The 23,853-nt window shown below is 61.6% G+C and carries 21 protein-coding genes; 7 read left to right on the top strand and 14 right to left on the bottom strand.

Annotated features, from left to right (window positions below):
• Positions 1-89: 89 nt before the first annotated feature.
• The 5 genes from HU767_RS18365 to HU767_RS18345 form a co-directional block, all read right to left on the bottom strand.
• Entirely contained in the window at positions 90-1,058 is a 969-nt protein-coding gene (locus tag HU767_RS18365; RefSeq protein WP_186706824.1) for a CDP-6-deoxy-delta-3,4-glucoseen reductase, read from the bottom strand.
• Positions 1,058-2,524 (bottom strand): 4-hydroxy-3-polyprenylbenzoate decarboxylase, encoded by a 1,467-nt coding sequence (ubiD, locus tag HU767_RS18360; protein ID WP_039590257.1) that lies wholly within the window; start codon positions 2,522-2,524, stop codon positions 1,058-1,060. The genes HU767_RS18365 and ubiD overlap by 1 nt, the downstream gene beginning before the upstream one ends.
• A gap of 124 nt (positions 2,525-2,648) precedes the next feature.
• On the bottom strand, positions 2,649-3,908 hold the full coding sequence (rho, locus tag HU767_RS18355; RefSeq protein WP_003206716.1) for a transcription termination factor Rho: 1,260 nt from the start codon (positions 3,906-3,908) through the stop codon (positions 2,649-2,651).
• Positions 3,909-4,149: 241 nt separating this feature from the next.
• Positions 4,150-4,479, bottom strand: a complete 330-nt coding sequence (gene trxA / locus HU767_RS18350) for a thioredoxin TrxA (RefSeq protein WP_003206727.1) — start codon at positions 4,477-4,479, stop codon at positions 4,150-4,152.
• 121 nt (positions 4,480-4,600) lie between these two features.
• Positions 4,601-5,308: a FadR/GntR family transcriptional regulator gene (locus HU767_RS18345; protein ID WP_186730165.1), complete on the bottom strand. Its 708-nt coding sequence runs from the start codon at positions 5,306-5,308 to the stop codon at positions 4,601-4,603.
• 254 nt (positions 5,309-5,562) lie between these two features.
• Between HU767_RS18345 and HU767_RS18340 the strand changes: the two genes are divergently transcribed.
• Genes HU767_RS18340 through HU767_RS18325 form a run of 4 tightly spaced genes read left to right on the top strand, consistent with a single transcriptional unit; the run spans position 5,563 to position 8,409 of the window.
• A complete protein-coding gene (locus HU767_RS18340) occupies positions 5,563-6,348 on the top strand; it encodes a transporter substrate-binding domain-containing protein (RefSeq protein WP_135847706.1) in 786 nt (261 codons plus the stop codon).
• A 21-nt stretch (positions 6,349-6,369) separates the two neighbouring features.
• Positions 6,370-7,038 (top strand): amino acid ABC transporter permease, encoded by a 669-nt coding sequence (locus HU767_RS18335; RefSeq protein ID WP_053126440.1) that lies wholly within the window; start codon positions 6,370-6,372, stop codon positions 7,036-7,038.
• Positions 7,035-7,685 (top strand): amino acid ABC transporter permease, encoded by a 651-nt coding sequence (locus HU767_RS18330; protein WP_186730164.1) that lies wholly within the window; start codon positions 7,035-7,037, stop codon positions 7,683-7,685. The genes HU767_RS18335 and HU767_RS18330 overlap by 4 nt, the downstream gene beginning before the upstream one ends.
• Positions 7,672-8,409, top strand: a complete 738-nt coding sequence (locus HU767_RS18325; protein WP_186706830.1) for an amino acid ABC transporter ATP-binding protein — start codon at positions 7,672-7,674, stop codon at positions 8,407-8,409. The genes HU767_RS18330 and HU767_RS18325 overlap by 14 nt, the downstream gene beginning before the upstream one ends.
• A gap of 3 nt (positions 8,410-8,412) precedes the next feature.
• On the opposite strand, the gene HU767_RS18320 is transcribed toward HU767_RS18325, so the two are convergent.
• The 4 genes from HU767_RS18320 to HU767_RS18305 form a co-directional block, all read right to left on the bottom strand.
• Positions 8,413-8,913, bottom strand: a complete 501-nt coding sequence (locus HU767_RS18320) for a hypothetical protein (RefSeq protein WP_186706831.1) — start codon at positions 8,911-8,913, stop codon at positions 8,413-8,415.
• Positions 8,888-11,512 (bottom strand): fimbria/pilus outer membrane usher protein, encoded by a 2,625-nt coding sequence (locus HU767_RS18315; protein WP_238349494.1) that lies wholly within the window; start codon positions 11,510-11,512, stop codon positions 8,888-8,890. Before HU767_RS18315 ends, HU767_RS18320 begins: the two co-directional genes overlap by 26 nt.
• Positions 11,509-12,237 (bottom strand): fimbria/pilus chaperone family protein, encoded by a 729-nt coding sequence (locus HU767_RS18310; RefSeq protein ID WP_346343476.1) that lies wholly within the window; start codon positions 12,235-12,237, stop codon positions 11,509-11,511. Before HU767_RS18310 ends, HU767_RS18315 begins: the two co-directional genes overlap by 4 nt.
• 164 nt (positions 12,238-12,401) lie before the next feature.
• Positions 12,402-13,058, bottom strand: coding sequence for a DUF1120 domain-containing protein (locus HU767_RS18305; RefSeq protein ID WP_186730163.1), 657 nt, complete (start codon positions 13,056-13,058; stop codon positions 12,402-12,404).
• Between the two features lie 378 nt (positions 13,059-13,436).
• On the opposite strand from HU767_RS18305, the gene ppx reads away from it, so the two are divergent.
• On the top strand, positions 13,437-14,939 hold the full coding sequence (gene ppx / locus HU767_RS18300; protein ID WP_186706833.1) for an exopolyphosphatase: 1,503 nt from the start codon (positions 13,437-13,439) through the stop codon (positions 14,937-14,939).
• A gap of 179 nt (positions 14,940-15,118) precedes the next feature.
• Here ppx and ppk1 read toward each other — a convergent pair whose 3' ends face one another.
• Both ppk1 and hemB read right to left on the bottom strand, forming a co-directional pair.
• The gene (gene ppk1 / locus HU767_RS18295; RefSeq protein WP_186706834.1) at positions 15,119-17,335 is read right to left on the bottom strand and encodes a polyphosphate kinase 1; all 2,217 of its coding nucleotides are present in this window, start codon (positions 17,333-17,335) and stop codon (positions 15,119-15,121) included.
• Between the two features lie 17 nt (positions 17,336-17,352).
• Positions 17,353-18,366: a porphobilinogen synthase gene (hemB, locus tag HU767_RS18290; RefSeq protein ID WP_072405986.1), complete on the bottom strand. Its 1,014-nt coding sequence runs from the start codon at positions 18,364-18,366 to the stop codon at positions 17,353-17,355.
• A gap of 204 nt (positions 18,367-18,570) precedes the next feature.
• On the opposite strand from hemB, the gene HU767_RS18285 reads away from it, so the two are divergent.
• Positions 18,571-19,194 (top strand): DedA family protein, encoded by a 624-nt coding sequence (locus tag HU767_RS18285; protein WP_186706835.1) that lies wholly within the window; start codon positions 18,571-18,573, stop codon positions 19,192-19,194.
• Here HU767_RS18285 and HU767_RS18280 read toward each other — a convergent pair.
• Positions 19,175-20,422 carry a sterol desaturase family protein gene (locus tag HU767_RS18280; RefSeq protein ID WP_186730162.1) on the bottom strand — a complete coding sequence of 416 codons (1,248 nt, stop codon included), beginning with the start codon at positions 20,420-20,422 and terminating at the stop codon, positions 19,175-19,177. The two genes, HU767_RS18285 and HU767_RS18280, sit on opposite strands and share 20 nt — an antisense overlap.
• Positions 20,423-20,546: 124 nt before the next feature.
• Between HU767_RS18280 and elbB the strand changes: the two genes are divergently transcribed.
• Positions 20,547-21,215, top strand: a complete 669-nt coding sequence (gene elbB, locus HU767_RS18275) for an isoprenoid biosynthesis glyoxalase ElbB (RefSeq protein ID WP_186706837.1) — start codon at positions 20,547-20,549, stop codon at positions 21,213-21,215.
• Positions 21,216-21,350: 135 nt separating this feature from the next.
• Here elbB and HU767_RS18270 read toward each other — a convergent pair whose 3' ends face one another.
• The gene (locus HU767_RS18270) at positions 21,351-21,806 is read right to left on the bottom strand and encodes a YaiI/YqxD family protein (RefSeq protein ID WP_186706838.1); all 456 of its coding nucleotides are present in this window, start codon (positions 21,804-21,806) and stop codon (positions 21,351-21,353) included.
• Positions 21,807-21,934: 128 nt separating this feature from the next.
• The gene (locus HU767_RS18265) at positions 21,935-23,833 is read right to left on the bottom strand and encodes an FTR1 family protein (protein ID WP_186730161.1); all 1,899 of its coding nucleotides are present in this window, start codon (positions 23,831-23,833) and stop codon (positions 21,935-21,937) included.
• Positions 23,834-23,853: the final 20 nt, after the last annotated feature.

The following is a 23,853-nucleotide window of genomic DNA, read 5'->3' as shown; positions in this document are numbered from 1 at the left end:
GTCCCAAAAGAGGCGGTCGCTGCGCAACCGAGCGGGAGCAAGCTCCCTCGCCACAAAAGCAGACCTAAGCCTGGGAGGATGAATGCGGCTCAGGCGCGCGGCGCATACGCAAACACATCCGCACGCATCTGATGAGCATCCATGCCGGCTTCCACCAGGGCATCGAGCGTGGCATAGATCATGGCCGGCGAACCGCTGGCATAGACGTGCACACCAGAAAGGTCACTGATGTCCTCGCACACCGCTTCATGGAGCATCCCGCAGCGCCCTTCCCAGCCACACAAGTCGCTGACGACTTTATGCAGGAACAGGTTCGGCAGTTTTTTCCATTCGTCCCAATGCTCGATTTCATAGAAATCGTCCGGCCGCCGCACGCCCCAATACAGGTGCACCGGGTGCTTGAAGCCCGCCGCGCGGCAGTGCTCGATCAAGCTGTGCATCTGCGCCATGCCGGTTCCAGCGGCGATCAGCACCAATGGGCCTTCCGGTAGCTCGGACAAATGCGTGTCGCCAAACGGCATTTCGACGCGCACGCTGGGGTTGCGTCGCAGTTGCTCCAGCAGCGCCTGTGCACTGCTTTCGCGCACCAATACGTGCAATTGCAGCTCGCGCCCGGAATGCGGCGCCGAGGCCAGGGAAAAAGCCGATTTCTCGCCGTTTTCCCGCTCGATCATCAGGTACTGCCCGGCGTGATAGCGCGGTGGCTTGCCCGCCGGCGCACGCAGGCGCACTCGCCAGACATCACCGCCTACGTCGGCGCACTCGATGACCTGGCACGCCAGGTTGCGTACCGGCAACTCACCCGGCGACAGCACGCCGTCCCACAGCACCACGCAGTCCTCCAGCGGCTCGGCGATACAGGTGAAGATCTCACCGTGATCGCGCACCTCGCCCGCCTGTTGCACACGGCCCTCCACCAGCAACGCGCCACAGACGTGGCAGTTGCCGTTGCGGCAGCTTTGCGGGCATTCATAGCCCAGGCGCCGCGCGCCATCGAGAATCCGCTCCGCCGGCTGTATCTCCAGCACCGCGCCGGAAGGCTGCAAGGTCACACGCATCAATCTATTCCTAACTGATTCCAGATGGCATCGATCCGTTGGGTAACGGCTTCATCCTTGACGATAACCCGGCCCCACTCACGGGTGGTTTCACCGGGCCATTTATGCGTGGCATCGAGCCCCATCTTCGACCCCAGGCCAGACACCGGCGAGGCGAAGTCGAGGTAGTCGATCGGCGTATTCTCGATCATCACCGTGTCGCGCTTGGGGTCCATGCGCGTGGTGATGGCCCAGATCACGTCGTTCCAGTCCCGTGCATTGATATCGTCGTCGGTGACGATAACGAACTTGGTGTACATGAACTGTCGCAAAAACGACCAGACGCCGAGCATCACCCGCTTGGCGTGCCCCGGATACGACTTCTTCATGGTCACCACGGCCATGCGATACGAACAGCCTTCCGGCGGCAAATAGAAATCGGTGATTTCCGGAAACTGCTTTTGCAGGATAGGCACGAACACTTCGTTCAGCGCCACGCCGAGAATCGCCGGTTCGTCAGGCGGACGACCGGTGTAGGTGCTGTGATAGATCGGCTTGATCCGATGGGTGATGCGCTCGACAGTAAACACAGGGAAGCTGTCGACTTCGTTGTAGTAACCGGTGTGGTCGCCGTACGGTCCTTCGTCGGCCATTTCGCCAGGATGGATCACCCCCTCAAGGATGATCTCGGCGGTGGCCGGCACCTGCAGGTCGTTGCCACGGCATTTCACCAGCTCGGTGCGGTTGCCCCGCAGCAGGCCGGCGAAGGCATATTCGGAAAGGCTGTCGGGCACGGGCGTGACAGCGCCGAGGATAGTCGCCGGGTCCGCGCCCAGGGCCACCGACACCGGGAAGGGCTGGCCGGGGTGTTTTTCACACCACTCACGGTAGTCCAGCGCACCACCCCGATGGCTCAGCCAGCGCATGATGACCTTGTTGCGGCCGATCACCTGCTGACGGTAGATGCCCAGGTTCTGGCGGTCCTTGTTCGGGCCTTTGGTAACGGTAAGGCCCCAGGTGATCAGCGGGCCGACGTCGCCCGGCCAGCAGGTCTGTACCGGCAGCATAGCCAAATCGACATCGTCACCCTCGATCACCACTTCCTGGCAGATCGCGTCCTTGACGACTTTCGGCGCCATGGAAATGATCTTGCGGAAAATCGGCAGCTTCGACCAGGCGTCCTTCAGGCCTTTGGGCGGCTCGGGCTCCTTGAGGAACGCCAGCAGCTTGCCGATCTCGCGCAGTTCGCTGACGGCTTCGGCCCCCATGCCCAGGGCCACGCGCTCCGGTGTGCCGAACAGGTTGCCCAGCACCGGGATGTCATAACCCGTCGGATTTTCGAACAACAACGCCGGGCCTTTTGCGCGCAGGGTGCGGTCGCAGACCTCGGTCATTTCCAGGACGGGAGACACCGGCACCTGGATGCGCTTGAGTTCGCCGCGCTGTTCCAGCCCGCTGATAAAGTCGCGCAAGTCGCGATACTGCATGCAAAAGCCTCATGGTGGCCGTGGCGTTCGGGGGCCCGAGTTTAACGCCGCCCGTCCAGAATAGTGAATGCACAGATAGCAAAAAGCCGGGTTTCCCCGGCTCTTGCTGGCCTGTCCTGACGATTTACTTGCGTTTCATCGACAGGAAGAACTCATCGTTGGTCTTGGTCGTCTTCAGCTTGTCGACCAGGAACTCGATGGCAGCGACTTCATCCATCGGATGCAGCAGCTTGCGCAGGATCCACATGCGCTGCAACTCGTCATCGGCGGTCAGCAATTCTTCGCGACGGGTACCGGAACGGTTGATGTTGATCGCCGGGAACACACGCTTCTCGGCGATACGACGGTCCAGGGGCAGCTCCATGTTGCCGGTGCCCTTGAATTCCTCGTAGATCACTTCGTCCATCTTCGAACCGGTTTCAACCAGTGCGGTGGCGATGATGGTCAGCGAACCGCCTTCCTCGATGTTCCGCGCGGCGCCGAAGAAACGCTTCGGTTTTTCCAGCGCGTGGGCATCGACACCACCGGTCAGCACCTTGCCGGAGCTCGGGATCACGGTGTTGTAGGCGCGGGCCAGACGGGTGATGGAGTCCAGCAGGATCACCACGTCCTTCTTGTGCTCGACCAGGCGCTTGGCCTTCTCGATCACCATTTCGGCAACCTGCACGTGACGGGTTGGCGGCTCGTCGAACGTCGAGGCGACCACTTCGCCGCGCACGGTGCGCTGCATCTCGGTCACTTCTTCCGGACGTTCGTCGATCAGCAACACGATCAGGTGAACTTCAGGGTTGTTACGGGCGATGTTGGCCGCGATGTTCTGCAGCATGATCGTCTTGCCCGCTTTCGGCGGCGCCACGATCAGGCCGCGCTGGCCTTTGCCGATGGGTGCGCACAGGTCGATGACACGACCGGTGAGGTCTTCGGTGGAGCCGTTGCCGGCTTCCATCTTCATGCGCACGGTCGGGAACAGCGGGGTCAGGTTCTCGAAGAGAATCTTGTTCTTCGCGTTTTCCGGACGATCGAAGTTGATCGTGTCGACCTTGAGCAGGGCGAAATAACGCTCGCCTTCCTTCGGAGGGCGGATCTTGCCGACGATGGTGTCACCGGTGCGCAAGTTGAAGCGACGGATCTGGCTCGGCGAGACGTAGATATCGTCTGGGCCGGCGAGATAGGAAGCGTCTGCGGAGCGAAGGAAGCCGAAGCCGTCCTGGAGAATCTCCAGCACGCCATCACCGGAGATTTCCTCGCCGCTTTTCGCGTGCTTCTTGAGCAGGGAGAAAATCACGTCCTGCTTGCGCGAACGGGCCATATTTTCTATGCCCATCTGTTCGGCCAATTCGAGCAGTTCGGTAATCGGCTTTTGCTTGAGTTCAGTCAGATTCATATAGGAATGACGTAATCATTTATGGAGGGGGGAAATTAAGCTTTTGGCTTAATGAGGCCGCGCCGCGGAGAAGGCGACAGGATCGCGTACTTATTCGAAAGGAGAGCGTCGGCGACGGCTTGCAGGGGGCAATGGAGAAACCAGTGCGGGGCCGAATGTACCACCTGGGTTTGCAAGCGTCTAGCCCCGAATAACGAAAAAGCCCCGCGATTTGCGGGGCTTTTCCAGTGGCATTCGGCGCTTAGATGTTAGCGTCGAGGAAAGCAGCCAGTTGCGACTTCGACAGCGCACCGACCTTGGTGGCTTCGACGTTGCCGTTCTTGAACAGCATCAGGGTCGGGATACCACGCACGCCGTGCTTGGCCGGCGTCTCCTGGTTTTCGTCGATGTTCAGCTTGGCAACGGTCAGCTTGCCCTTGTAGGTCTCGGCAATCTCGTCCAGGACCGGAGCGATCATTTTGCAAGGACCGCACCACTCAGCCCAATAGTCGACCAGTACCGCGCCTTCGGCCTTGAGAACGTCAGCTTCGAAGCTAGCGTCGCTAACGTGTTTGATCAGATCGCTGCTCATGGAAATCTCCGGGGTCATCAGCAAAAAAACGTGGCCCATCATAGCGGCCCTTCCCGGGTTCAGGAAGCCGCAGTTGATTGAGTCTCGCTATGGCGCACGATGTATTTGAGTATGGCCCGGTTCAAGAAGCTACGGGAGCGACAAAGGAAATGCCGGTACGCAGCGCAGCGTTACGTACATGTTCCTGCATGGCTTTTTGCGCGGCGCCTGACGCCCGACGGGCCAGGGCGCGCAGGATCTTGCGATGCTCCTGCCAGGTTTCCATCGCCCGCTCCGCCCGGATGAACGGTAGTTTCTGGCTCTCCAGGAAGATGTCGGCGCTGGCGGTGAGGATGCTCAGCATCGCCTGGTTGCCGCTGGCCAGCAGGATTCGCCGATGGAATTCGAAATCCAGCCGCGCGGCGGCGTCGAAATCCCCGACCTTCAATTCCCGGCGCATGGCTTCGACATTGTCTTGCAACCGGTCGAGCTCATCGGCGCTGAGCGTCACCGCCGCCAACCCCGCCGCGAAACCCTCCAGGGCGTAGCGCAACTGGAAGATGTCCACCGGCGAAGCCTGGGCCGCGAACGGCCACCCCGGCGCGGACTCGCTGCGTGGAGCCTCTACCGGTGCCTGCACGAACACGCCCTTGCCCGGCTGCACGCTGATCATGCCCAAGGCACTCAGGGACGACAGCGCTTCGCGCAACGACGCCCGGCTCACCCCCAGTTGCAGCGCCAGGTCCCGTTGCGACGGCAGCGCATCGCCGGGGCCGAAGCCTTCATCGACGATCAGTTTGCGGATGGCTTGCAGCGCCACTTCAGGAACGGCACGAGCGATGGAATTCATGATTTTTCAGACGAACCGGGCCAGTGAGCGGCTAGTTGTAAAGCTATTCGTCGCGCCCGGCAAGTCGTGCCCCAGCAGGGTTCGGCGGCAAATGCCGACGCCCGATAAAGGTGCGAAACGCGGCGCAACTGTTCAGACCAGTAAGACCGCCTCCCACCAGCAAAACCGTGGCTTTGACCGATGAAGAGCCGGCTTGGCATGGCCTGTGCTCTGTCCGAACGCAGAAATCACATCACCGATTGCGGAGATTCGCCATGATTCAGCGTTGCAGCGCCCTGCTCACAGCCCTGTTCGCCAGCCTGATGCTTTGTCAGCTGCCTGCCCACGCCGATGGCCTGGAAGACGTGGTCAAGCGTGGCACCCTCAAGGTCGCCGTGCCCCAGGACTTCCCGCCCTTCGGTTCGGTCGGCCCGGACATGAAGCCGCGCGGCCTGGACATCGACACCGCGAAACTGCTGGCCGACCAGCTCAAGGTCAAGCTTGAACTGACCCCCGTCAACAGCACCAACCGCATCCCGTTCCTGACCACCGGCAAGGTCGACCTGGTGATTTCCAGCCTGGGTAAGAACCCGGAGCGGGAAAAAGTCATCGACTTTTCCAGCGCCTATGCGCCGTTCTACCTGGCCGTGTTCGGCCCGCCTGATGCCGCCATCAATGGCCTGGACGACCTCAAGGGCAAGACCATCAGCGTCACCCGTGGCGCCATCGAAGACATCGAGCTGACCAAAGTCGCCCCCGAAGGCGCCACCATCAAGCGCTTCGAAGACAACAACTCGACCATCGCCGCCTACCTGGCCGGCCAGGTCGACTTGATCGCCAGCGGCAATGTGGTGATGGTCGCCATCAGCGAACGCAACCCCAAGCGTGTTCCGGCGCTGAAGGTAAAACTCAAGGACTCGCCGGTTTACGTGGGCGTAAATAAGAACGAGCCGGCGCTTTTGGACAAGGTCAACCAGATCCTCGCCACCGCCAAGACCGATGGCAGCCTGGAGAAAAACTCCCAGACCTGGCTCAAGCAGCCGCTGCCGGCCGATCTCTGACCGTCGCTTGAGAGGCTGAGCATGGCTTATCAGTTCGATTTTCTACCGGTGGTGCAAAACACCGAGCTGCTGTTGCGCGGTGCGCTGTTCACCCTGGAACTGACGGCCATCGGCACGTTGCTCGGGGTCAGCCTGGGCATCGTCGGGGCCGTGGTGCGGGCGTGGAACATTCGCCCGTTCGCGGCGATCTTCGGCGTGTACGTGGAGTTGATCCGCAACACGCCGTTCCTGGTGCAGCTGTTTTTCATCTTCTTCGGCTTGCCGTCCCTGGGCCTGCAGATTTCTGAATGGCAGGCTGCGGTATTGGCGATGGTGATCAACCTTGGCGCCTACTCCACCGAGATCATCCGTGCCGGCATCCAGGCGATCCCACGGGGGCAATTGGAAGCCGCCGCGGCCCTGGCAATGAGCCGCTTCGAGGCGTTCCGTCATGTGGTGCTGTTGCCGGCACTGGGCAAGGTCTGGCCGGCCTTGAGCAGCCAGATCATCATCGTGATGCTCGGCTCGGCGGTCTGTTCGCAGATCGCCACCGAAGAGTTGAGCTTTGCCGCCAACTTCATCCAGTCGCGCAACTTCCGCGCGTTCGAAACGTACGCGCTGACCACGCTGATCTATTTGTGCATGGCGCTGTTGATCCGCCAGTTCCTCAATTGGGTCGGGCGTCGCTACATTGCCAGGAGCAGCCAATGAGCGATTTCACTTTCTGGGACGTGGTGCGCAACCTGCTCACCGGGCTGCAATGGACCCTGGCGCTGTCGCTGGTGGCGTTTATCGGCGGTGGCGTGATCGGTTTGCTGATCATGGTGCTGCGCATCTCCAAGCGCGCCCTGCCCCGCAACGTCGCCCGTACCTACATCGAGCTGTTCCAAGGCACACCGCTGTTGATGCAACTGTTCCTGGTGTTCTTCGGCGTGGCCCTGGCCGGGGTGGAGATTTCACCGTGGATGGCGGCGGCGATTGCCCTGACGCTGTTTACCAGCGCCTACCTGGCGGAGATCTGGCGCGGTTGTGTCGACTCGATTTCCGATGGCCAGTGGGAAGCCTCCGCAAGCCTGGCCCTCAACCCGCTCGAACAGTTGCGCTACGTGATCCTGCCCCAGGCCCTGCGCATCGCCGTGGCGCCGACCGTGGGCTTCTCCGTGCAGGTGGTCAAAGGTACGGCTGTCACGTCGATCATCGGCTTTACCGAACTGACCAAGACCGGCGGCATGCTTGCCAATGCCACGTTCGAGCCGTTCATGGTCTATGGCCTGGTCGCCCTCGGTTACTTCCTGCTCTGCTACCCCTTGTCCCTCAGTGCGCGCTACCTGGAAAGGAGACTGCATGCCTCTGCTTAGAATTACCGCCCTGCATAAATACTACGGCGATCATCACGTGCTCAAAGGCATCGACCTGAGTGTCGAGGAAGGCCAGGTGGTGGCGATCATCGGCCGCAGCGGCTCGGGCAAATCCACCTTGCTGCGCACCCTCAATGGCCTGGAGTCGATCAACGATGGCGTGATCGAAGTCGACGGCGAATACCTCGATGCGGCCCGCGCCGACCTGCGCAGCCTGCGCCAGAAAGTCGGGATGGTGTTTCAGCAGTTCAACCTGTTCCCGCACCTGACCGTCGGCGAGAACGTCATGCTCGCGCCGCAAGTTGTGCAAAAAGTGCCCAAGGCCAAGGCGGCCGAGCTGGCGCGGCAGATGCTGGAACGGGTCGGGCTGGGCGAGAAATTCGATGCGTTCCCCGACCGCTTGTCCGGCGGCCAACAGCAACGGGTGGCGATTGCCCGCGCCCTGGCGATGTCGCCGAAAGTGCTGCTGTGCGACGAAATCACTTCGGCCCTGGACCCGGAACTGGTCAACGAAGTGCTCAGCGTGGTGCGACAACTGGCCAAGGAAGGCATGACGCTGATCATGGTCACCCATGAAATGCGTTTTGCCCGGGAAGTCGGCGACAAACTGGTGTTCATGCACCAGGGCAAGGTGCATGAGGTGGGCGATCCCAAGGTGTTGTTCGCCAATCCGCAGACTGCGGAACTGGCGAATTTTATCGGGACTGTCGAATCGGTGGCGTGATTTTCAGTTGGCGGATACCAGCTCGAAGCGCCCGCGACCCTCGATCGACACCTCCTCGCGAACCCGGGTCGCGTTCGCCGGCAAGTAGGTGTCGACCTCCACTTGCGCGGAAAACATGCGCCCCAGGACAGGCGCACCGCCCTGCCTGGCAACCAATGTCTGGCCAGGCAACAAGCGGCTGGCCTGCTCCAGGGAGCGCGCACGCCCCTGGAACAATTCGACAGCCTGCCCATCGACGCGAGGCTGTCTGAGACTCAGCGTGAAACTGCCCTGCAGCCCAAGGCTGAAGGCTTCGGCGCCGACCCCAGGGGCGTCGAAGCGCAAAGCCATCGCGGTAGGCTGGGGGCAGACCACGCTCAGGTTCAAGGTTCGCTTGCCCAGCGCCAGTTCTGTCCTGCCCGGCTGTTCAACCAGCAGTTCGCCCCGGTGCAGGCGGCCGTAATCGACCCGATCCTGGCTCAGCGACACGCTGCATTGCTCAGCCTTCGCTGGGCTCGTCAGCATCAGCATCGCCATCAAGCAACTCAGGCAGCTCAGGCTCCTCGGCAGTCGCCAAGGCCTCATTTGGCTGAAGGTCAAGGCATACCGCAGAAGCGGTTTCATAAGGGAGATCTTCATCATTGTCTTCCGTCAGATCGAATTGAAGCTGGCAGGTCCTGGAGCTGGACAGCGCTACTTTCAGCGCCTGCTGCCCGCCGATATCGCCAATGAAAATCATGCCGTCACCCGCCACGCTGGTGAGGAAGTCGTCATTGTCGGCCAGTACCGAGACACCGTGCGGGAGTGCCTGCCCGCCCTCATCCCGGGCATGCAGCAACACCCTGCGTACGTTGACCACCGAGAAATCCACGGCATTGAACGAGCCACGACCAGCGCTCAGGATCTTGGTGCCGTTCTGGATATCCACGCGCTTGGGCAATGATCGAGTGTCCACTTCCAGGCGACTGTTGTTGTAGGCGGGCAAACTGGCGATGACCGCCCGCCCCTTGGCGTCCGTCCATACCGGCCCCTGCGGCGTGCTGATCCTGGCCCCCGGAACACCTTCGAGGGAAACGACACCAAACGTTTCCTGGACCCGGTAAGGGGAAAAGGTCACCCCTTGTTCATGGGCCACGATGCCGCCTTTGAGGTAGCCATTGTAATTGGTGTTAAAGCGGTCCTGGCTGGCCGCAAGCCCGACCTGCGCATAGCGCGGCGTGGCGTTGACAGTGCCCCGCGTCAGCGATTGCGGGTGGTTCAGTCCCTGTTCGGCGCCGACCTCGTAATTGAGGTATTCGTTGACGCGCTCGGTGTAGGCAGCCGTCAGGGTGGAGCGGCTTCCCTGATGCCTGAGGGAGGAACGAACACGCCGGTCCTTGCCCAGCGGTACGCTGACTTGCAGGCGTACCGACACGCCGTCATTGGATGAGCTCGAGGCCCCCACGGCCGAGTCCACATAGGCACTCACGCTCGCGTGCTTGAACGACTTGCTCCAGGAGCCATGCCAGTGGGCGTATTTCTGGTCGTCGAACTGCGACGATTGCGAATAACCCACCGAGAAACCACCCAGCGCCGGGTCGAACCAACTGAGTCCGGCCGTGTATTGGTTCTTGAAACGCGACCCCAGGAAATCATCCCGTTCGGATTGCCTGTCGCCGTAGCGGATCTCTGACACTTCGCGGTAACCCGGCGTTTGCCGGGTGGCACTGAGCGTCAGGTCAACGCTGTCGGCCACCGCTGTGCCCAACGAAAGGCTTCTGCGCGCGCCGGATTCACCGCTGGCCTTGTCGTGGGAAACATTGCCGCGCGCGCCCACCGCGAGGTTCGCTACAGGTCGAGTATCGAGCCCAAGTCCCGTCGCTTGATAATCCGACGTCCCCACCAGGCCGGCACTGAGCGCCGAGCTTTTCCCCAGGCCCCAGGTTGCGCTCCCCATCGCCAGCAAAGGTTGCTCCCCCTCGCTCTCGCTTGGCCCACGCACCTGGCCGAGGGAAACGTAATAGCCCGACTGAGCAGGCGCCGTGCCCCGGAAGGACGCCGACGGCACAATAAAACGCTGCTCTGCGCCACTCTCCTCTATCACGCTCACTTCAAGATCGCTGGTGCCGTTGAGCAAGGGCAGATTGCTGAGGGTGAATGGCCCCTCTGGAACCAGCGTGGTGTAGATCAACGCACCGGACTGACGAACCTCCACACGGGACTGGCTCAAAGCCAACCCCTCCACCACTGCACCATTGGCGCCCGCGCTACGCTTTACGCCGTCGGGGAAAAACTGCAGGCCGGAAAACTGGACGCCGCCGAACACCGGGCTGTTACTGGAGAGCTGTCCCACCTGGAACGTGGATTGCCAGGGCAGTACGTCGCGCTGGGCATAGGCGTACAGATGCTCGCTGCGTTGCACCCCATTGACCGATGTGTAGAGCTGGCGACTGCGCACAATCCAGTCCCCCAGATTGACGCCGGCTTCGGTGGCCAGGGAAAAATAACGGCTTGAACCGCCTGATCGCGATTGGCTTTCCAGGCCCAGCACATCGTAATTGAGCAGACCTGCCAAGCCGCCTCGGGAAAACATTCCCTCATCCAACTCCGGCGCGCGGAACGCCTCGCTCGAGACCACCAGTTCCACCTCCTCGCGATTGGGGCGTAGATTCACGACGGTATTGGGATATTGGGCAAGAAAGTCATGGCACGCCGGTTCGCTCCATTCTCCCTGGTCGACGGTGGCGGCCGGGACGCGCAAACCAGCTTTTTCCAGAAGAGCCTGGGTGAAACACAACTCGCCCTCGCGATTGAATCGCGCCTCGGACAACCCAAGCTGATTGCCGTTGACCCGCAGATTCACCACCTGCGTGCCCTCATGAAAACGCGGCGCGTAACGAAAATAATCCGACACACCAGGGTCGAGCCCACGGGAAGAGAGAATCGATGCGTCGAACTGCGCGAGTGTCTCGCTGGCCTTGCCAGGCCCTTGGGCGAGCACCGGGCCACCGGTTCCGCACCCGATCAGCGCGGACAACATCAGCTTGTGCGCCCAGCGGTTTTTTTTACCGGTCCATCCGCAAACGAATCGACGGTCGCCGTTGCGCACCCTAGAACATGGCGCGACCTGCGTGACCGTTATCATTGGCTCACGACCGGCGCGTCGAAGTTGCCGATGGCAAACCCATATACTGTCGCGGGCTGGATCGTCACCGAGGTCACCGTGGCGCCGGCCTCCTTGAATGGCGCCGTCAGGGTTTCGCCCGGCAGGATATAGGTGCGAGGCAAGGCAACCGAGGCGTTCGGGGGGTTCAGCTGTACCCGGTCAGACAACCGCACCACGTAAGGGCTGTCGTTCTGCACCGCCAGGTTTTCCCCGTCAACTTTCCATTTCAACAGCTCCCAGGGCGCCGAATGCCGAGCCAGGCCCTTGGGATGAATGATCAGCGGCAAGTTGTGCCGGACGTTGATGCCCACCGTGGCACCGCCGTTGGATGGCTTCTGCGGAATACCCTCGAACGTGACACGCTTGAGCCGCTGGGTCTTGAGCGGCTCCTTGAATACTCCGATCAAACGAATCAACTGCGTTTCGCCCGCATCGACCCGCATGATTGGCGGCGTCACGATGACGGACAATTCGCCATCTTCCGGTATGTGTTCAACTTTTGAATGAAGCAGCGTCGGGCCGGCGTCGGTGTTCTTGAGATTGATGGTGGCTTCGCCATTTTCCTCGTAATAAATGACCACCGTGGTTTCTGGCTGCACGCCAGCGGCCATTGCCGCGCCGCAGAATATAAAATTCAGGCACAGAGACGCACACAGGAAACACTTAAGTTTCAATAAAAAATTCAAGACACACTCTCCCGCCACGAATAAAAATTCATGGAGCGATATATATAATTTGAACACTCAAACTCGAAAACAACCGCTGCCTGACACGTGATATTTGTTCGCCACCCATGTCAGCCAGCGGTACAGAGCCAATAATAATGCTCAATAAAATACCGACCCCGTAAGCGGGGTCGGCATGGACGTCAGATGTATTTCAACTCCAGCGTTGCACTGCCATCGATTTGAACATCGTCTCGCACCGCCAGCTCGGTGGTGTTGTTGATCACGGCTTCGATTTCCAGCTCGCCAGAAAGCGTTGTCAGCATGTATGGGCTCGTGTCCCCGGTAGCAGCCCACGAGAGGGTGTACTGTGGAAGACTGCGCATGAAATCCTTGGCGCCAAACCAGCTGGCTCCATCATTACCACTCAGAATGGTGCGGGAACTGGTGCCCCCGTCCATCGAGGAGTTACGGATAAACAAAGCGTAGGCGCCAATCTTGTCGCCATTAGCATTCGTACCCAAGCCGAAACTATTCAGTGGCGCGGCAAGCTCAAGGTCTACAACCTCCATAGCCTCATGTTTCCTGCTGGCCGCCCGGTTATCCGAGGCGGTCAAACCAACAAGCGTAGGGCCATCACAGGTAATGTTGAAAGCGGTATTGCGCGCCCCCAGCCTGGTGTAATCAATAGGGCTCAACTCAGTCGGGGTGATCCGTCCTAAATCCACCTCCAACGTAGGAATATTCAGCGAGCAACTGCCAGGCACAATACTGCCCGCCACATGCAAATCAGCAGCCTGAACATTGGCGCAGGCCAGAGCGAGAACACTGACTGCCGCCAATCCAAATATTTTTTTCATTTCTTGATTCCTCAACTAGCATCAATGGGATGCCGTTCATGCAACGCCCGGGAATTCCTTATCCCAGCAGCCCAACTCAGCAGACAACCTTCTTCCTGAACCTGAAGCAGTCGCAACAACTAACAGCACGGCGAAATTGCCGAACGGAAGTCTCGGTTAAGTTCCCTTAAAAATAAGCCAGAAAGATCACCTATCATTGTAGGAAATGGCTTCGAACTATATAGCAACAGATGCCTCTTACAGAAGTTTCACACTAAGTTATATCTTTACTGTTCCCCGCAAAAAAAGCCTGCGAGCGACCGAACCTCACGGGCATCCGTTGGCGGCGGCGGTCGATCGTGGCACGATGGCTGGGTTATCGACCGAGATCCTTCAACCATGCCGAATACCCAAGCCAAGAATCTGTCCCTGATCGCTGCCATCGACCTGGGCTCCAACAGCTTCCACATGGTCGTCGCCAAGGCCCAGAACGGAGAAATCCGCATCCTTGAGCGGCTCGGCGAGAAGGTCCAACTGGCCGCCGGCATCGATGAAGAACGCCAACTGAGCGAAGAATCCATCCAGCGCGGGCTCGATTGCCTCAAGCGGTTCGCCCAACTGATCAACGGCATGCCCCTGGGCGCGGTGCGGATCGTCGGCACCAACGCCCTGCGCGAAGCGCGCAACCGTGGCGAGTTCATCCGCCGCGCCGAAGCCATCCTCGGCCATCCGGTGGAAGTCATCTCCGGCCGTGAAGAAGCCCGCCTGATCTACCTGGGCGTTTCCCATACTTTGGCCGACACCCCGGGCAAGCGCCTGGTGGCGGACATCGGTGGGGGCAGTACCGAGTTCATCATCGGCCAGCGCTTCGAGCCGCTGCTGCGCGAAAGCCTGCAGATGGGCTGCGTCAGCTACACCCAGCGTTATTTCCGCGACGGCAAGATCACCCCGGCCCGCTATGCCCAGGCCTATACGGCGGCGCGCCTGGAAATCATGAGCATCGAACACGCCCTGCATCGCCTGACCTGGGACGAAGCCATCGGCTCCTCGGGGACCATCCGGGCCATCGGCCTGGCGCTCAAGGCGGGTGGCCACGGCACTGGCGAAGTCAACGCCGAGGGCCTGGCCTGGCTCAAGCGCAGGGTGTTCAAGCTCGGTGAGGCGGACAAGATCGATTTCGAAGGCATCAAGCCCGACCGCCGGGCGATTTTCCCGGCGGGCCTGGCGATCCTCGAAGCGATTTTCGACGCCCTCGAATTGCAACGCATGGACCACTGCGAGGGCGCCCTGCGCGAAGGCGTGCTTTACGACCTGCTGGGACGGCATCATCACGAAGACGTGCGTGAACGCACCCTGGGCTCGCTCATGGAGCGTTATCACGTCGACCTGGAACAAGCCGTACGGGTCGAGCGCAAGGCGCTACATGCCTTCGACCAGGTCGCCGACGATTGGGACCTTAACGACGGGGTCTGGCGTGAGTTGCTGGGCTGGGCCGCCAAGGTCCATGAAGTGGGCCTGGACATCGCCCACTATCACTACCACAAGCACGGCGCCTACCTGATCGAGCACTCGGACCTGGCGGGTTTCTCCCGGGAAGACCAGCAGATGCTCGCGCTATTGGTACGCGGCCATCGGCGCAACATTCCCAAGGATAAATTCGCCGAGTTCGGCGACGACGGCATCAAGCTGATTCGCCTGTGCGTGCTGCTGCGTTTTGCGATCCTGTTCCACCACATCCGTGGCACCCAGGAAATGCCGCAAGTGGCCCTGCATGCCGACGGCGATCAGTTGGACGTGATGTTTCCCGACGGCTGGCTGGAAGAGAACCAACTGACCCAGGCCGATTTCGCCCAGGAAGCGGAATGGCTGACGCGGGTCGGGATTGTGTTGAACATCCACTGATTGCTTGCTGGAGTCCCTAGTGGCCCAACTGCAATCCATTGTGGCGAGGGAGCTTGCTCCCGCTGGAGGGCGAAGCCCTCCCAAGAGTTGGGGCTGCTGCGCCCGAAGCGTCGGACCGGCCCAGCGGGAGCAAGCTCCCTCGCCACAAAAGCTAAGCCTGCCCCCCAGACCTTCGAGTTTTAACGAACCGCCAGCACCGGGCTGCTCAAGCGCTCCAACAAGGTCGCCTGGGCGCTGCGCGGGTTCTGGTTGCCGGTCGGCGTGTTGCGGATGTAACGGCCATCCGACTGCAGGCTCCAGCTGTGGGTGTTGTCGGTCAGGTAGCTTTCCAGCTCCTTCTTGACCCGCAGGATCAGCTTCTTGCCTTCCACCGGGAAGCAGGTCTCGACCCGCTTGTCGAGGTTGCGCTCCATCCAGTCGGCGCTGGACAGGAACATCTGCTCCTCACCGCCGTTGAGGAAGTAGAACACCCGCGTGTGTTCCAGGAACCGCCCGATGATCGAGCGCACGTGGATATTGTGGGACACCCCCGGAATGCCCGGCCGCAGGCAGCACATGCCCCGCACCACCAGGTCGATGCGCACGCCCGACTGGCTGGCCTTGTACAACGCACGGATGATCTTCGGATCGGTCAGCGAGTTGAACTTGGCAATGATGTGGGCCGGCTTGCCGTCCAGGGCGAACTGCGTCTCCCGGGCGATCATGTCGAGCATGCCCTTTTTCAGGGTGAACGGCGCATGCAGCAGTTTCTTCATGCGCAGGGTCTTGCCCATGCCGATCAACTGGCTGAACAACTTGCCGACGTCTTCGCACAAGGCATCGTCGGAGGTCAGCAGGCTGTAGTCGGTGTACAGGCGGGCGTTGGCGGCATGGTAGTTGCCGGTGCCCAAGTGGGCGTAACGCACGATCTCACCGGCTTCACGGCGTAGGATGAGCATCATCTTGGCGTGGGTCTTGAAGCCGACCACGCCGTAGATCACCACCGCGCCGGCCGCTTGCAGGCGGCTGGCCAGTTGCAGGTTGGATTCCTCGTCGAAGCGGGCGCGCAATTCGATCACGGCCGTGACTTCCTTGCCGTTTCGCGCGGCGTCCACCAGGGCATCGACGATTTCCGAGTTGGCGCCGCTGCGATACAGGGTCTGGCGCACCGCCAGGACGTGCGGGTCCTTGGCGGCCTGGCGCAGCAGGTCGACCACCGGCGTGAACGACTCGAACGGGTGCAACAGGAGGATGTCCTGCTTGCTGATCACGCTGAAAATGTTCTCGCTGTTTTGCAGCAGTTTCGGGATCTGCGGCGTGAACGGCAGGTATTGCAGTTCCGGGTGGCTGTCCAGGCCGGTGATGCTGAACAGTCGGGTCAGGTTGACCGGGCCGTTGACCTGGTACAGCTCGGTCTCGTGCAGGTTGAACTGCTTGAGCAGGTAGTCGGACAGGTGTTTGGGGCAGGTGTCGGCCACCTCCAGGCGCACCGCATCGCCGTAGCGACGGGAGAACAGCTCGCCGCGCAGGGCGCGGGCCAGGTCTTCGACGTCCTCGGTGTCCACCGACAGGTCGGCGTTACGGGTCAGGCGGAACTGGTAGCAACCCTTCACTTTCATGCCCTGGAACAGGTCATCGGCGTGGGCGTGGATCATCGACGACAGGAACACATAATTGTCCCCGGGGCCGCCGACGTCTTCCGGCACACGGATGATGCGCGGCAACAGGCGCGGCGCCGGGATGATCGCCAGGCCGGAATCGCGACCGAAGGCGTCGATGCCTTCCAGCTCGACGATGAAGTTCAGGCTCTTGTTGACCAGCAGCGGGAACGGGTGCGTCGGATCGAGGCCGATCGGCGTGATGATCGGTGCGATCTCGTCACGGAAATAGCGGCGCACCCATGTCTTGATCTTGGTGTTCCAGTTGCGCCGGCGGATGAAGCGCACCTGGTGTTTTTCCAGCTCCGGCAACAGGATGTCGTTGAGGATCGCGTACTGCCGGTCCACATGACCGTGGACCAGTTCGCTGATGCGCGCCAAGGCCTGGTGCGGTTGCAGACCATCGGCGCCGGCCTGTTCACGGGCGAAGGTGATCTGCTTCTTCAGGCCGGCCACACGGATTTCGAAAAACTCGTCCAGGTTGCTGGAAAAGATCAGCAGGAACTTCAGCCGCTCCAGCAGCGGGTAGGACTCGTCCAGCGCCTGCTCCAGCACGCGGATGTTGAACTGCAGTTGCGACAGCTCGCGATGGATGTACAGGCTGCTGTCATCCAGGTTCGGAATGGCAATCGCCGGGGCCGGGGCGGGCTCGACCACAGCCGGGGGAGCGGGCTCCAGCTCCGGCGGTGTCTCGGCGACTTGCTCGACCACGGGTTGAGCGTCTTTTACGGCAACTTCTGTGAGTCCTTCGGTATTCATCGCAAGTTCCTGGGAGGCTATTTCTGCTCTCGTAACAATTGGGCGGCGCGCACGGCAAAGTAAGTCAGGATGCCATCAGCGCCTGCGCGTTTGAAAGCGGTCAAGGACTCCAGGATCACCCCTTCGCCCAACCAACCGTTCTGGATCGCGGCCATGTGCATGGCGTACTCGCCGCTGACCTGATAAACAAAGGTCGGCACTTTGAATTCGTCTTTGACCCGGCAAAGAATGTCGAGGTAGGGCATGCCAGGCTTGACCATGACCATGTCTGCCCCTTCTGACAAGTCAGCCGCCACTTCGTGCAAGGCTTCCTGACTGTTGGCCGGGTCCATCTGATAAGAGGCCTTGTTGGCCTTGCCCAGGTTCAGCGCCGAGCCGACCGCATCGCGGAACGGGCCGTAATAGGCGCTGGCGTACTTGGCCGAGTAGGCCATGATCCGCACATTGACGTGACCGGCGACCTCGAGGGCTTCGCGGATCGCCTGGATGCGCCCGTCCATCATGTCCGACGGCGCTACCACCTGGGCACCGGCCTCGGCATGGGACAACGCCTGCCGGACCAGCGCATCGACAGTAATGTCGTTCTGCACGTAGCCTTCTTCGTCGAGGATACCGTCCTGCCCGTGAGTGGTGAACGGGTCCAGTGCCACGTCGGTGATCACCCCCAGCTCCGGGAAGCGCGCGCGCAGGGCGCGGGTCGCACGTTGGGCAATGCCCTCCGGGTTCCAGGCTTCGGCGGCGTCCAGGGATTTGAGCGCCGGCGGCGTAACCGGGAACAGGGCCAGCGCCGGAATGCCCAGCTCGACCCAGTGGGCGGCTTCTTCGAGCAGCAGGTCGATGGTCAGGCGTTCCACCCCGGGCATCGACGCCACCGCCTCGCGACGGTTCTCACCGTCCAACACGAACACCGGCAGGATCAGGTCATCGGTGGTCAGCACGTTTTCACGCACCAGCCGACGAGAGAACTCATCACGGCGGTTGCGACGCAGACGGGTAGCAGGGAACAGACGATTGGCGGGGGTAAAGCTCACGGCAGACTCCTGAGCCCGCAGACGGGCGAGCGTGACAGTTATAAGCGGCCATTATGACGAACGCATGACAGTTGTGCGAAAGCGCGACCGGTAGTCGCAGTCATTGTCTTCTGTAGGAATTGTTCACGTCGAGACACATTTCGATACTTTCCTGAATGTGTCCGAAGGGTTAGGCTGCGCGTTCATTTCGCCAGCACCCAGACAATGCTCCAACAATTTCTGCATGACTTCGGCTACTTGGCCTTGTTTATCGGCACGTTCTTCGAAGGCGAAACCATCCTCGTGCTCGCAGGCTTCCTGGCGTTCCGTGGCTACATGGACATCAACCTGGTGGTCGTCGTGGCGTTCTGCGGCAGCTACGCGGGCGATCAGCTGTGGTATTTCCTGGGGCGCAAGCACGGCCGCAAGCTCTTGGCGCGCAAGCCGCGCTGGCAGTTGATGGGCGATCGCGCGTTGGAGCACATCCGCCGGCATCCGGACATCTGGGTCCTGAGTTTCCGCTTCGTCTACGGCCTGCGCACGGTGATGCCGGTGGCCATCGGCCTGTCAGGCTACCCGCCGGGCCGCTACCTGCTGCTCAACGGCATCGGCGCGGCAATCTGGGCCACGGCCCTGGCCGCCGCCGCGTACCACTTCGGCGCGGTGCTGGAAGGCATGCTGGGTAGCATCAAGAAATACGAACTGTGGGTGCTCGGCGCGTTGCTGGTGCTGGGCCTGGTCCTGTGGCTGCGCCGGCGCATCAAGAATGCGCGGCTGGCCAAGAAAGTCCTCGAAGCCGAGCGACTCGAACAAGCCAAGTCTGCCGAGCCTACGACGCCAACCGAGTAAACCGGCTGCGGCAGCAGTACAGCCCGATGCCGCTGAGCAGGCTGTAGCTGAGCAGCCCGACCCAGGCCCCATGGCTCATCACAGCGCTGGCCGGCCACAACCCGGCCAAGGGCGCCAGCCATACCAGCGGTAGGTTCGACGCCAGCCGCAACAGCTCCAGCTTCAGCGCCCACGGGCGATTCTCCAGGGCCACGCCCAACACGAACAGACCGAACGCCACCGCGCCCCAACCCAGCACCAGGGCGGCGACCGGCAGGCTGCCTTCAAGGTTCATCAAATAACTGCCCAAGGCAATGTAGACGCCGAACTGCAGCCCCACGTACCACTGCTGGCGCGGGTCCAGCGGCACTTCGAATTTGCGGAACTGGCTCAAGTCCGGCTTGTTCAGCGGGTACCGGGCCGCGACATCCGCCGGACGCCAACCGGTGGGCATGAACCAGATTCGCAGCTTGTCCCACCAGCGCCCCGCTCGCCGCGCATCGGCCCACAGCTGGGCATAGAACTGCAGGTTGGCCCACACCGGATTCCAGCTCGCCAGCGGCGTGGTCACGCCAAAAATCACCGGCTCGTTATCGTCTTCTTCCTGGAAGGTGCCAAACAGACGGTCCCAAATAATGAACACCCCGCCGTAGTTGCGATCCATGTAGAGAGGGTTCTGTGCATGGTGGGCACGATGATTGGACGGCGTCACGAAACACCACTCCAGCCAGCCCAGCTTGGGAATGTGCTGGGTGTGGACCCAGAACTGGTACAGCAGATTCAACGCCGCAACGCTGACGAAGACCACCAACGGCACGCCCAATACGGCGAGCGGGACGTAGAAGACCCAGCTCAACAGGAAGCCGGTGCTGGTCTGGCGCAACGCGGTGGACAGGTTGTAGTCCTCGCTCTGGTGATGCACCGAATGGGCGGCCCAGAGGATGTTGCGCTCATGGCCCATGCGGTGCAGCCAGTAATAGCAGAAGTCGTAGAGCACAAAGGCAAACACCCAGGTCCAGGCCCGGTCGGCAGGGAGCTCGATGACGGCCAGGTGCTTCAATGCAAAGGCATAGGTCACCAGTCCCACGCCTTTGGTCAGCAGGCCGGTGGTGGTCGACAGCACGCCGGTGCTCACGCTGTTGATCGCGTCTGCCACGCGGTAGTGGCTCACGCCCCGCCAGCGATCGGCCAACAACTCGACGGCAATCAGCACAAAGAAGAACGGCACGGCATACAGGATGAAGTTCATGACGCAACCCGGGCAGGCGAGGCAGGGAGATAACCGGCAGGTTAGGTGTAGCTGCCCGATCCCCCTATGGCAACGAGTGACAAATTAGTAGACATTTAACGCCATGAATCTGGAGAAAAAGCCCATGAGCAAAAAAATTGCAGTGATCCTTTCCGGCTGTGGCGTGTATGACGGCGCCGAGATCCACGAAAGCGTGATCACCTTGCTGCGCCTCGATCAGCGCGGGGCGCAGGTCCAGTGCTTCGCCCCCAACATTGCCCAGTTGCATGTGATCAATCACCTGACAGGCGAGGAAATGCCCGAGAGCCGCAACGTGTTGGTGGAGTCCGCGCGGATCGCCCGGGGCAACGTGAAGGATTTGCGTGACGCCAACGTCGACGATTTCGATGCGCTGATCGTACCCGGTGGCTTTGGCTCGGCGAAAAACCTCTCCAACTTTGCCGTCGAGGGCGCCGGCTGCACGGTCCAGCCAGAAGTCCTGGCCTTGACCGAAGCCTTTGCCGAGGCCGGTAAACCGGTGGGGCTGATCTGCATCTCCCCGGCCCTGGCAGCAAAAATCTATGGCCCGGGGGTGACCTGCACCATCGGCAACGACCCGGATACGGCGGCGGCCGTGAGCAAAATGGGCGGCACCCACGAAGACTGCGCGGTGACCGACATCGTCGAGGACCGCGCGCGCAAACTGGTCAGCACGCCGGCCTACATGCTGGCGCAGAACATCAGCGAAGCGGCTTCGGGCATCAACAAGCTGGTGGACCGGGTGTTGGAATTGACGCACGAGAACGACGCCTGACCCCGCAACCGCTCCTGAACTTCCTTCCTGTGGGAGCGGGCTTGCTCGCGAATGCGGTGTGTCAGTCATCGATGAGCCAACTGAACCTACGCCTTCGCGAGCAAGCCCGCTCCCACAAGGGAATTGAGGCATGAGTCAGGAAACTCGAGTCAACCGAGTCAGGATCCGATCCAGCGCATTGGCAAACCCTTGCTTGTCCCGCTCGCTGTACGCCGCCGGGCCGCCACCCATATGCCCCTGCTCACGCAAATCGGTGAACAGGTTGCGCACCGCCAGGCGCTCGCCCATGTTTTGCGCGTCGAACTCCTTGCCCCGCGGGTCCAGGGCGGCGACGCCCCTCTTTACCAACCGGTCGGCCAAGGGCACATCGCTGCAGATCACCAACTCACCCGGCACGGCGTGCTCCACCAGGTAATCGTCCGCCGCGTCAGGGCCGCTGGGCACCACGATCAACTTCACACAGGCCAGGGCCGGCTTGATCTGCGGTTGGCCAGCCACCAGCACCACCTCGAACCGGCGCTTCAAGGCGAACTTGACCACCAGTTCCTTCGCCGCCTTGGGACAGGCGTCGGCGTCGATCCATACGCGCATTGAGTGGTTTCCTCTAGATTGAAAAGCATCGCGGGCAAGCCTTGCTCCCACAGGTAAGTGCTGGCTGTGGGAGCAGGCTTGTGTGGGAGCAAAGCTTGCTCGCGATTATGAGCGCAGCGAATGCCTTTTCAGGAAACCTGCACCCGACGTTTCTCCGCCACCCAGCTGCGCCCATACAGCACCACGATCGCCAGGATCGCCACCACTTGGGCGGCCAGCGAATAGGCATCGGCATGAATGCCCAGCCAGTCGAAGTCGAAGAACGCCACCGGATGGGTGCCGAAAATCCCGGCTTCCTGCAACGCCTTCACACCATGACCGGCGAACACCACCGACAGCGCGCACAGCAACGCGGCGTTGATACTGAAGAACAGCGCCAGCGGCAGTTTCGCCGAGCCGCGCAGGATTACCCAGGCCAACCCCACCAGCAACACCAGCGCCGTCGCACCGCCGGCCAGCACCGCGTTGTGCCCGGCAGGGCCCGCTTGCAGCCACAGGGTTTCGTAGAACAGGATCACCTCGAACAGTTCGCGATAGACCGAGAAGAACGCCAGGATCGCAAAACCAAAACGACCACCGCCGCCCACCAGGCTGCTCTTGATGTAGTCCTGCCAGGCCGCTGCGTGGCGACGGTCGTGCATCCAGACACCCAGCCACAGCACCATCACGCTGGCGAACAACGCCGTCGCGCCTTCGAGCAACTCGCGCTGGGCACCGCTGACGTCGATCACATACGCCGCCAGGCCCCAGGTCGCCAGGCCGGCCAGCAGCGCCAGGCCCCAACCGACGTTGACGCTGCGCACCGCCGACTGCTGGCCGGTGTTGCGCAGGAATGCCAGGATTGCCGCCAGCACCAGGATCGCTTCCAACCCTTCACGCAGCAGGATCAGCAAGCCGGAGATGTAGCTCAGCGACCAGCTCAAGCCATCGCCGCCCAGCAAGTCGGCGGACGCTTTCAACTTGGCCTTGGCCGCGTCCAGGCGCTGTTCGGCCTGCTCCACCGGCAGACCGTCCTGCAGCGACTGACGGTAGGCCATCAGGGCCTTTTCGGTGTCTTTGCGCACGTTGGCATCGACGTTGTCCAGCGAGCTTTCCACCAGCTCGAAACCTTCCAGGTAAGCCGCGACCGACAGGTCGTAGGCCTGGTCATGGTCACCGGCGCGATACGCCGCGATGCTTTTGTCCAGGGTGGCGGCCGTGTAGTCGAGCAACTGCGCCGGGCCACGTTGCACCTGTGGCGGCTGGGCGCGCTGGGCACGGAATGTCGCCGCCGCCGCCGGGCCTTGCGCGGCGAGGACTTCGCCCGGGGTCTGGCGCGCCAGGTCAGCGAGGTTAAAGACTTGTTCACTTTTGGCCGCGGCCGGGTCGGCGCTGAAGCTGGCGATGTAGGTCGCCAGGTCCCAGCGTTGACGGTCGTCGAGCTGATCGGCGAAAGCCGGCATGTCGGTGCCTTCGATGCCCATGCCGAGGGTGTTGTAGATCCCATAGAGGCTCAGGCGATCCAGGCGCTGGGCGTCCCGCAAGTTGGCGGGCGGCGGTTCCAGGCCAACACCGGCAGGACCGTCGCCGGCACCGCTGGCACCGTGGCACACCGAACAATTCTGCGCATACAACGGCGCACCGCGAATGGGATCGGGAGTGATGACCGGCGCTTGGCTGACTTCATATGCCACCGCCAGCTTGGCCCCCAGCTGCCGCGCCAGGCGGGCGACTTCGCCGCCGTCCTGGCGCTGAGTGATCGCCGTGCGCAAGGCGCCGATGCCCTGGACCAGCTCGGCCTTTTCCGGTTTGGCCGGCAACCCGACGATCAACCCTTCCAGCGCCTGGGTGAACTCCAACTGCTCGCGGTACTCCGCCTCGTCGATGACCTTGCCTGCCTCGACCGTAGCCGGGTAATCCGCCCCGATGTAATCCAATAAATGCAGCGCCTGGGGGGCACTTTCGAGGGTGTCAGCCAGCAGCGAAGTGCTGCACAGCGCAAGCAATGGCAATACAAGCCAGGCCAGCAAACGGAACGGCGCAGTCATGAATGACTCTCGGTTGGTAA

Source organism: Pseudomonas sp. SWRI179, from assembly GCF_014268705.1.
Taxonomy (GTDB): Bacteria; Pseudomonadota; Gammaproteobacteria; order Pseudomonadales; family Pseudomonadaceae; genus Aquipseudomonas; species Aquipseudomonas zanjanensis.
This window is presented reverse-complemented; position numbering and strand designations above follow the sequence as displayed.

Excerpts from the sequence above, each read along its gene's own strand:
- trxA (WP_003206727.1), bottom strand. The coding sequence starts at position 4,479 with ATGAGCAGCGATCTGATCAAACACGTTAGCGACGCTAGCTTCGAAGCT.
- HU767_RS18285 (WP_186706835.1), top strand. The coding sequence starts at position 18,571 with ATGCTCCAACAATTTCTGCATGACTTCGGCTACTTGGCCTTGTTTATC.
- HU767_RS18330 (WP_186730164.1), top strand. The coding sequence starts at position 7,035 with ATGAGCGATTTCACTTTCTGGGACGTGGTGCGCAACCTGCTCACCGGG.
- ppx (WP_186706833.1), top strand. The coding sequence starts at position 13,437 with ATGCCGAATACCCAAGCCAAGAATCTGTCCCTGATCGCTGCCATCGAC.
- HU767_RS18320 (WP_186706831.1), bottom strand. The coding sequence starts at position 8,913 with ATGCTGACGAGCCCAGCGAAGGCTGAGCAATGCAGCGTGTCGCTGAGC.
- HU767_RS18365 (WP_186706824.1), bottom strand. The coding sequence starts at position 1,058 with ATGCGTGTGACCTTGCAGCCTTCCGGCGCGGTGCTGGAGATACAGCCG.
- HU767_RS18335 (WP_053126440.1), top strand. The coding sequence starts at position 6,370 with ATGGCTTATCAGTTCGATTTTCTACCGGTGGTGCAAAACACCGAGCTG.
- HU767_RS18305 (WP_186730163.1), bottom strand. The coding sequence starts at position 13,058 with ATGAAAAAAATATTTGGATTGGCGGCAGTCAGTGTTCTCGCTCTGGCC.
- HU767_RS18345 (WP_186730165.1), bottom strand. The coding sequence starts at position 5,308 with ATGAATTCCATCGCTCGTGCCGTTCCTGAAGTGGCGCTGCAAGCCATC.
- HU767_RS18340 (WP_135847706.1), top strand. The coding sequence starts at position 5,563 with ATGATTCAGCGTTGCAGCGCCCTGCTCACAGCCCTGTTCGCCAGCCTG.
- HU767_RS18280 (WP_186730162.1), bottom strand. The coding sequence starts at position 20,422 with ATGAACTTCATCCTGTATGCCGTGCCGTTCTTCTTTGTGCTGATTGCC.
- HU767_RS18270 (WP_186706838.1), bottom strand. The coding sequence starts at position 21,806 with ATGCGCGTATGGATCGACGCCGACGCCTGTCCCAAGGCGGCGAAGGAA.
- HU767_RS18265 (WP_186730161.1), bottom strand. The coding sequence starts at position 23,833 with ATGACTGCGCCGTTCCGTTTGCTGGCCTGGCTTGTATTGCCATTGCTT.
- ubiD (WP_039590257.1), bottom strand. The coding sequence starts at position 2,524 with ATGCAGTATCGCGACTTGCGCGACTTTATCAGCGGGCTGGAACAGCGC.
- ppk1 (WP_186706834.1), bottom strand. The coding sequence starts at position 17,335 with ATGAATACCGAAGGACTCACAGAAGTTGCCGTAAAAGACGCTCAACCC.
- rho (WP_003206716.1), bottom strand. The coding sequence starts at position 3,908 with ATGAATCTGACTGAACTCAAGCAAAAGCCGATTACCGAACTGCTCGAA.
- HU767_RS18315 (WP_238349494.1), bottom strand. The coding sequence starts at position 11,512 with ATGATAACGGTCACGCAGGTCGCGCCATGTTCTAGGGTGCGCAACGGC.
- HU767_RS18325 (WP_186706830.1), top strand. The coding sequence starts at position 7,672 with ATGCCTCTGCTTAGAATTACCGCCCTGCATAAATACTACGGCGATCAT.
- elbB (WP_186706837.1), top strand. The coding sequence starts at position 20,547 with ATGAGCAAAAAAATTGCAGTGATCCTTTCCGGCTGTGGCGTGTATGAC.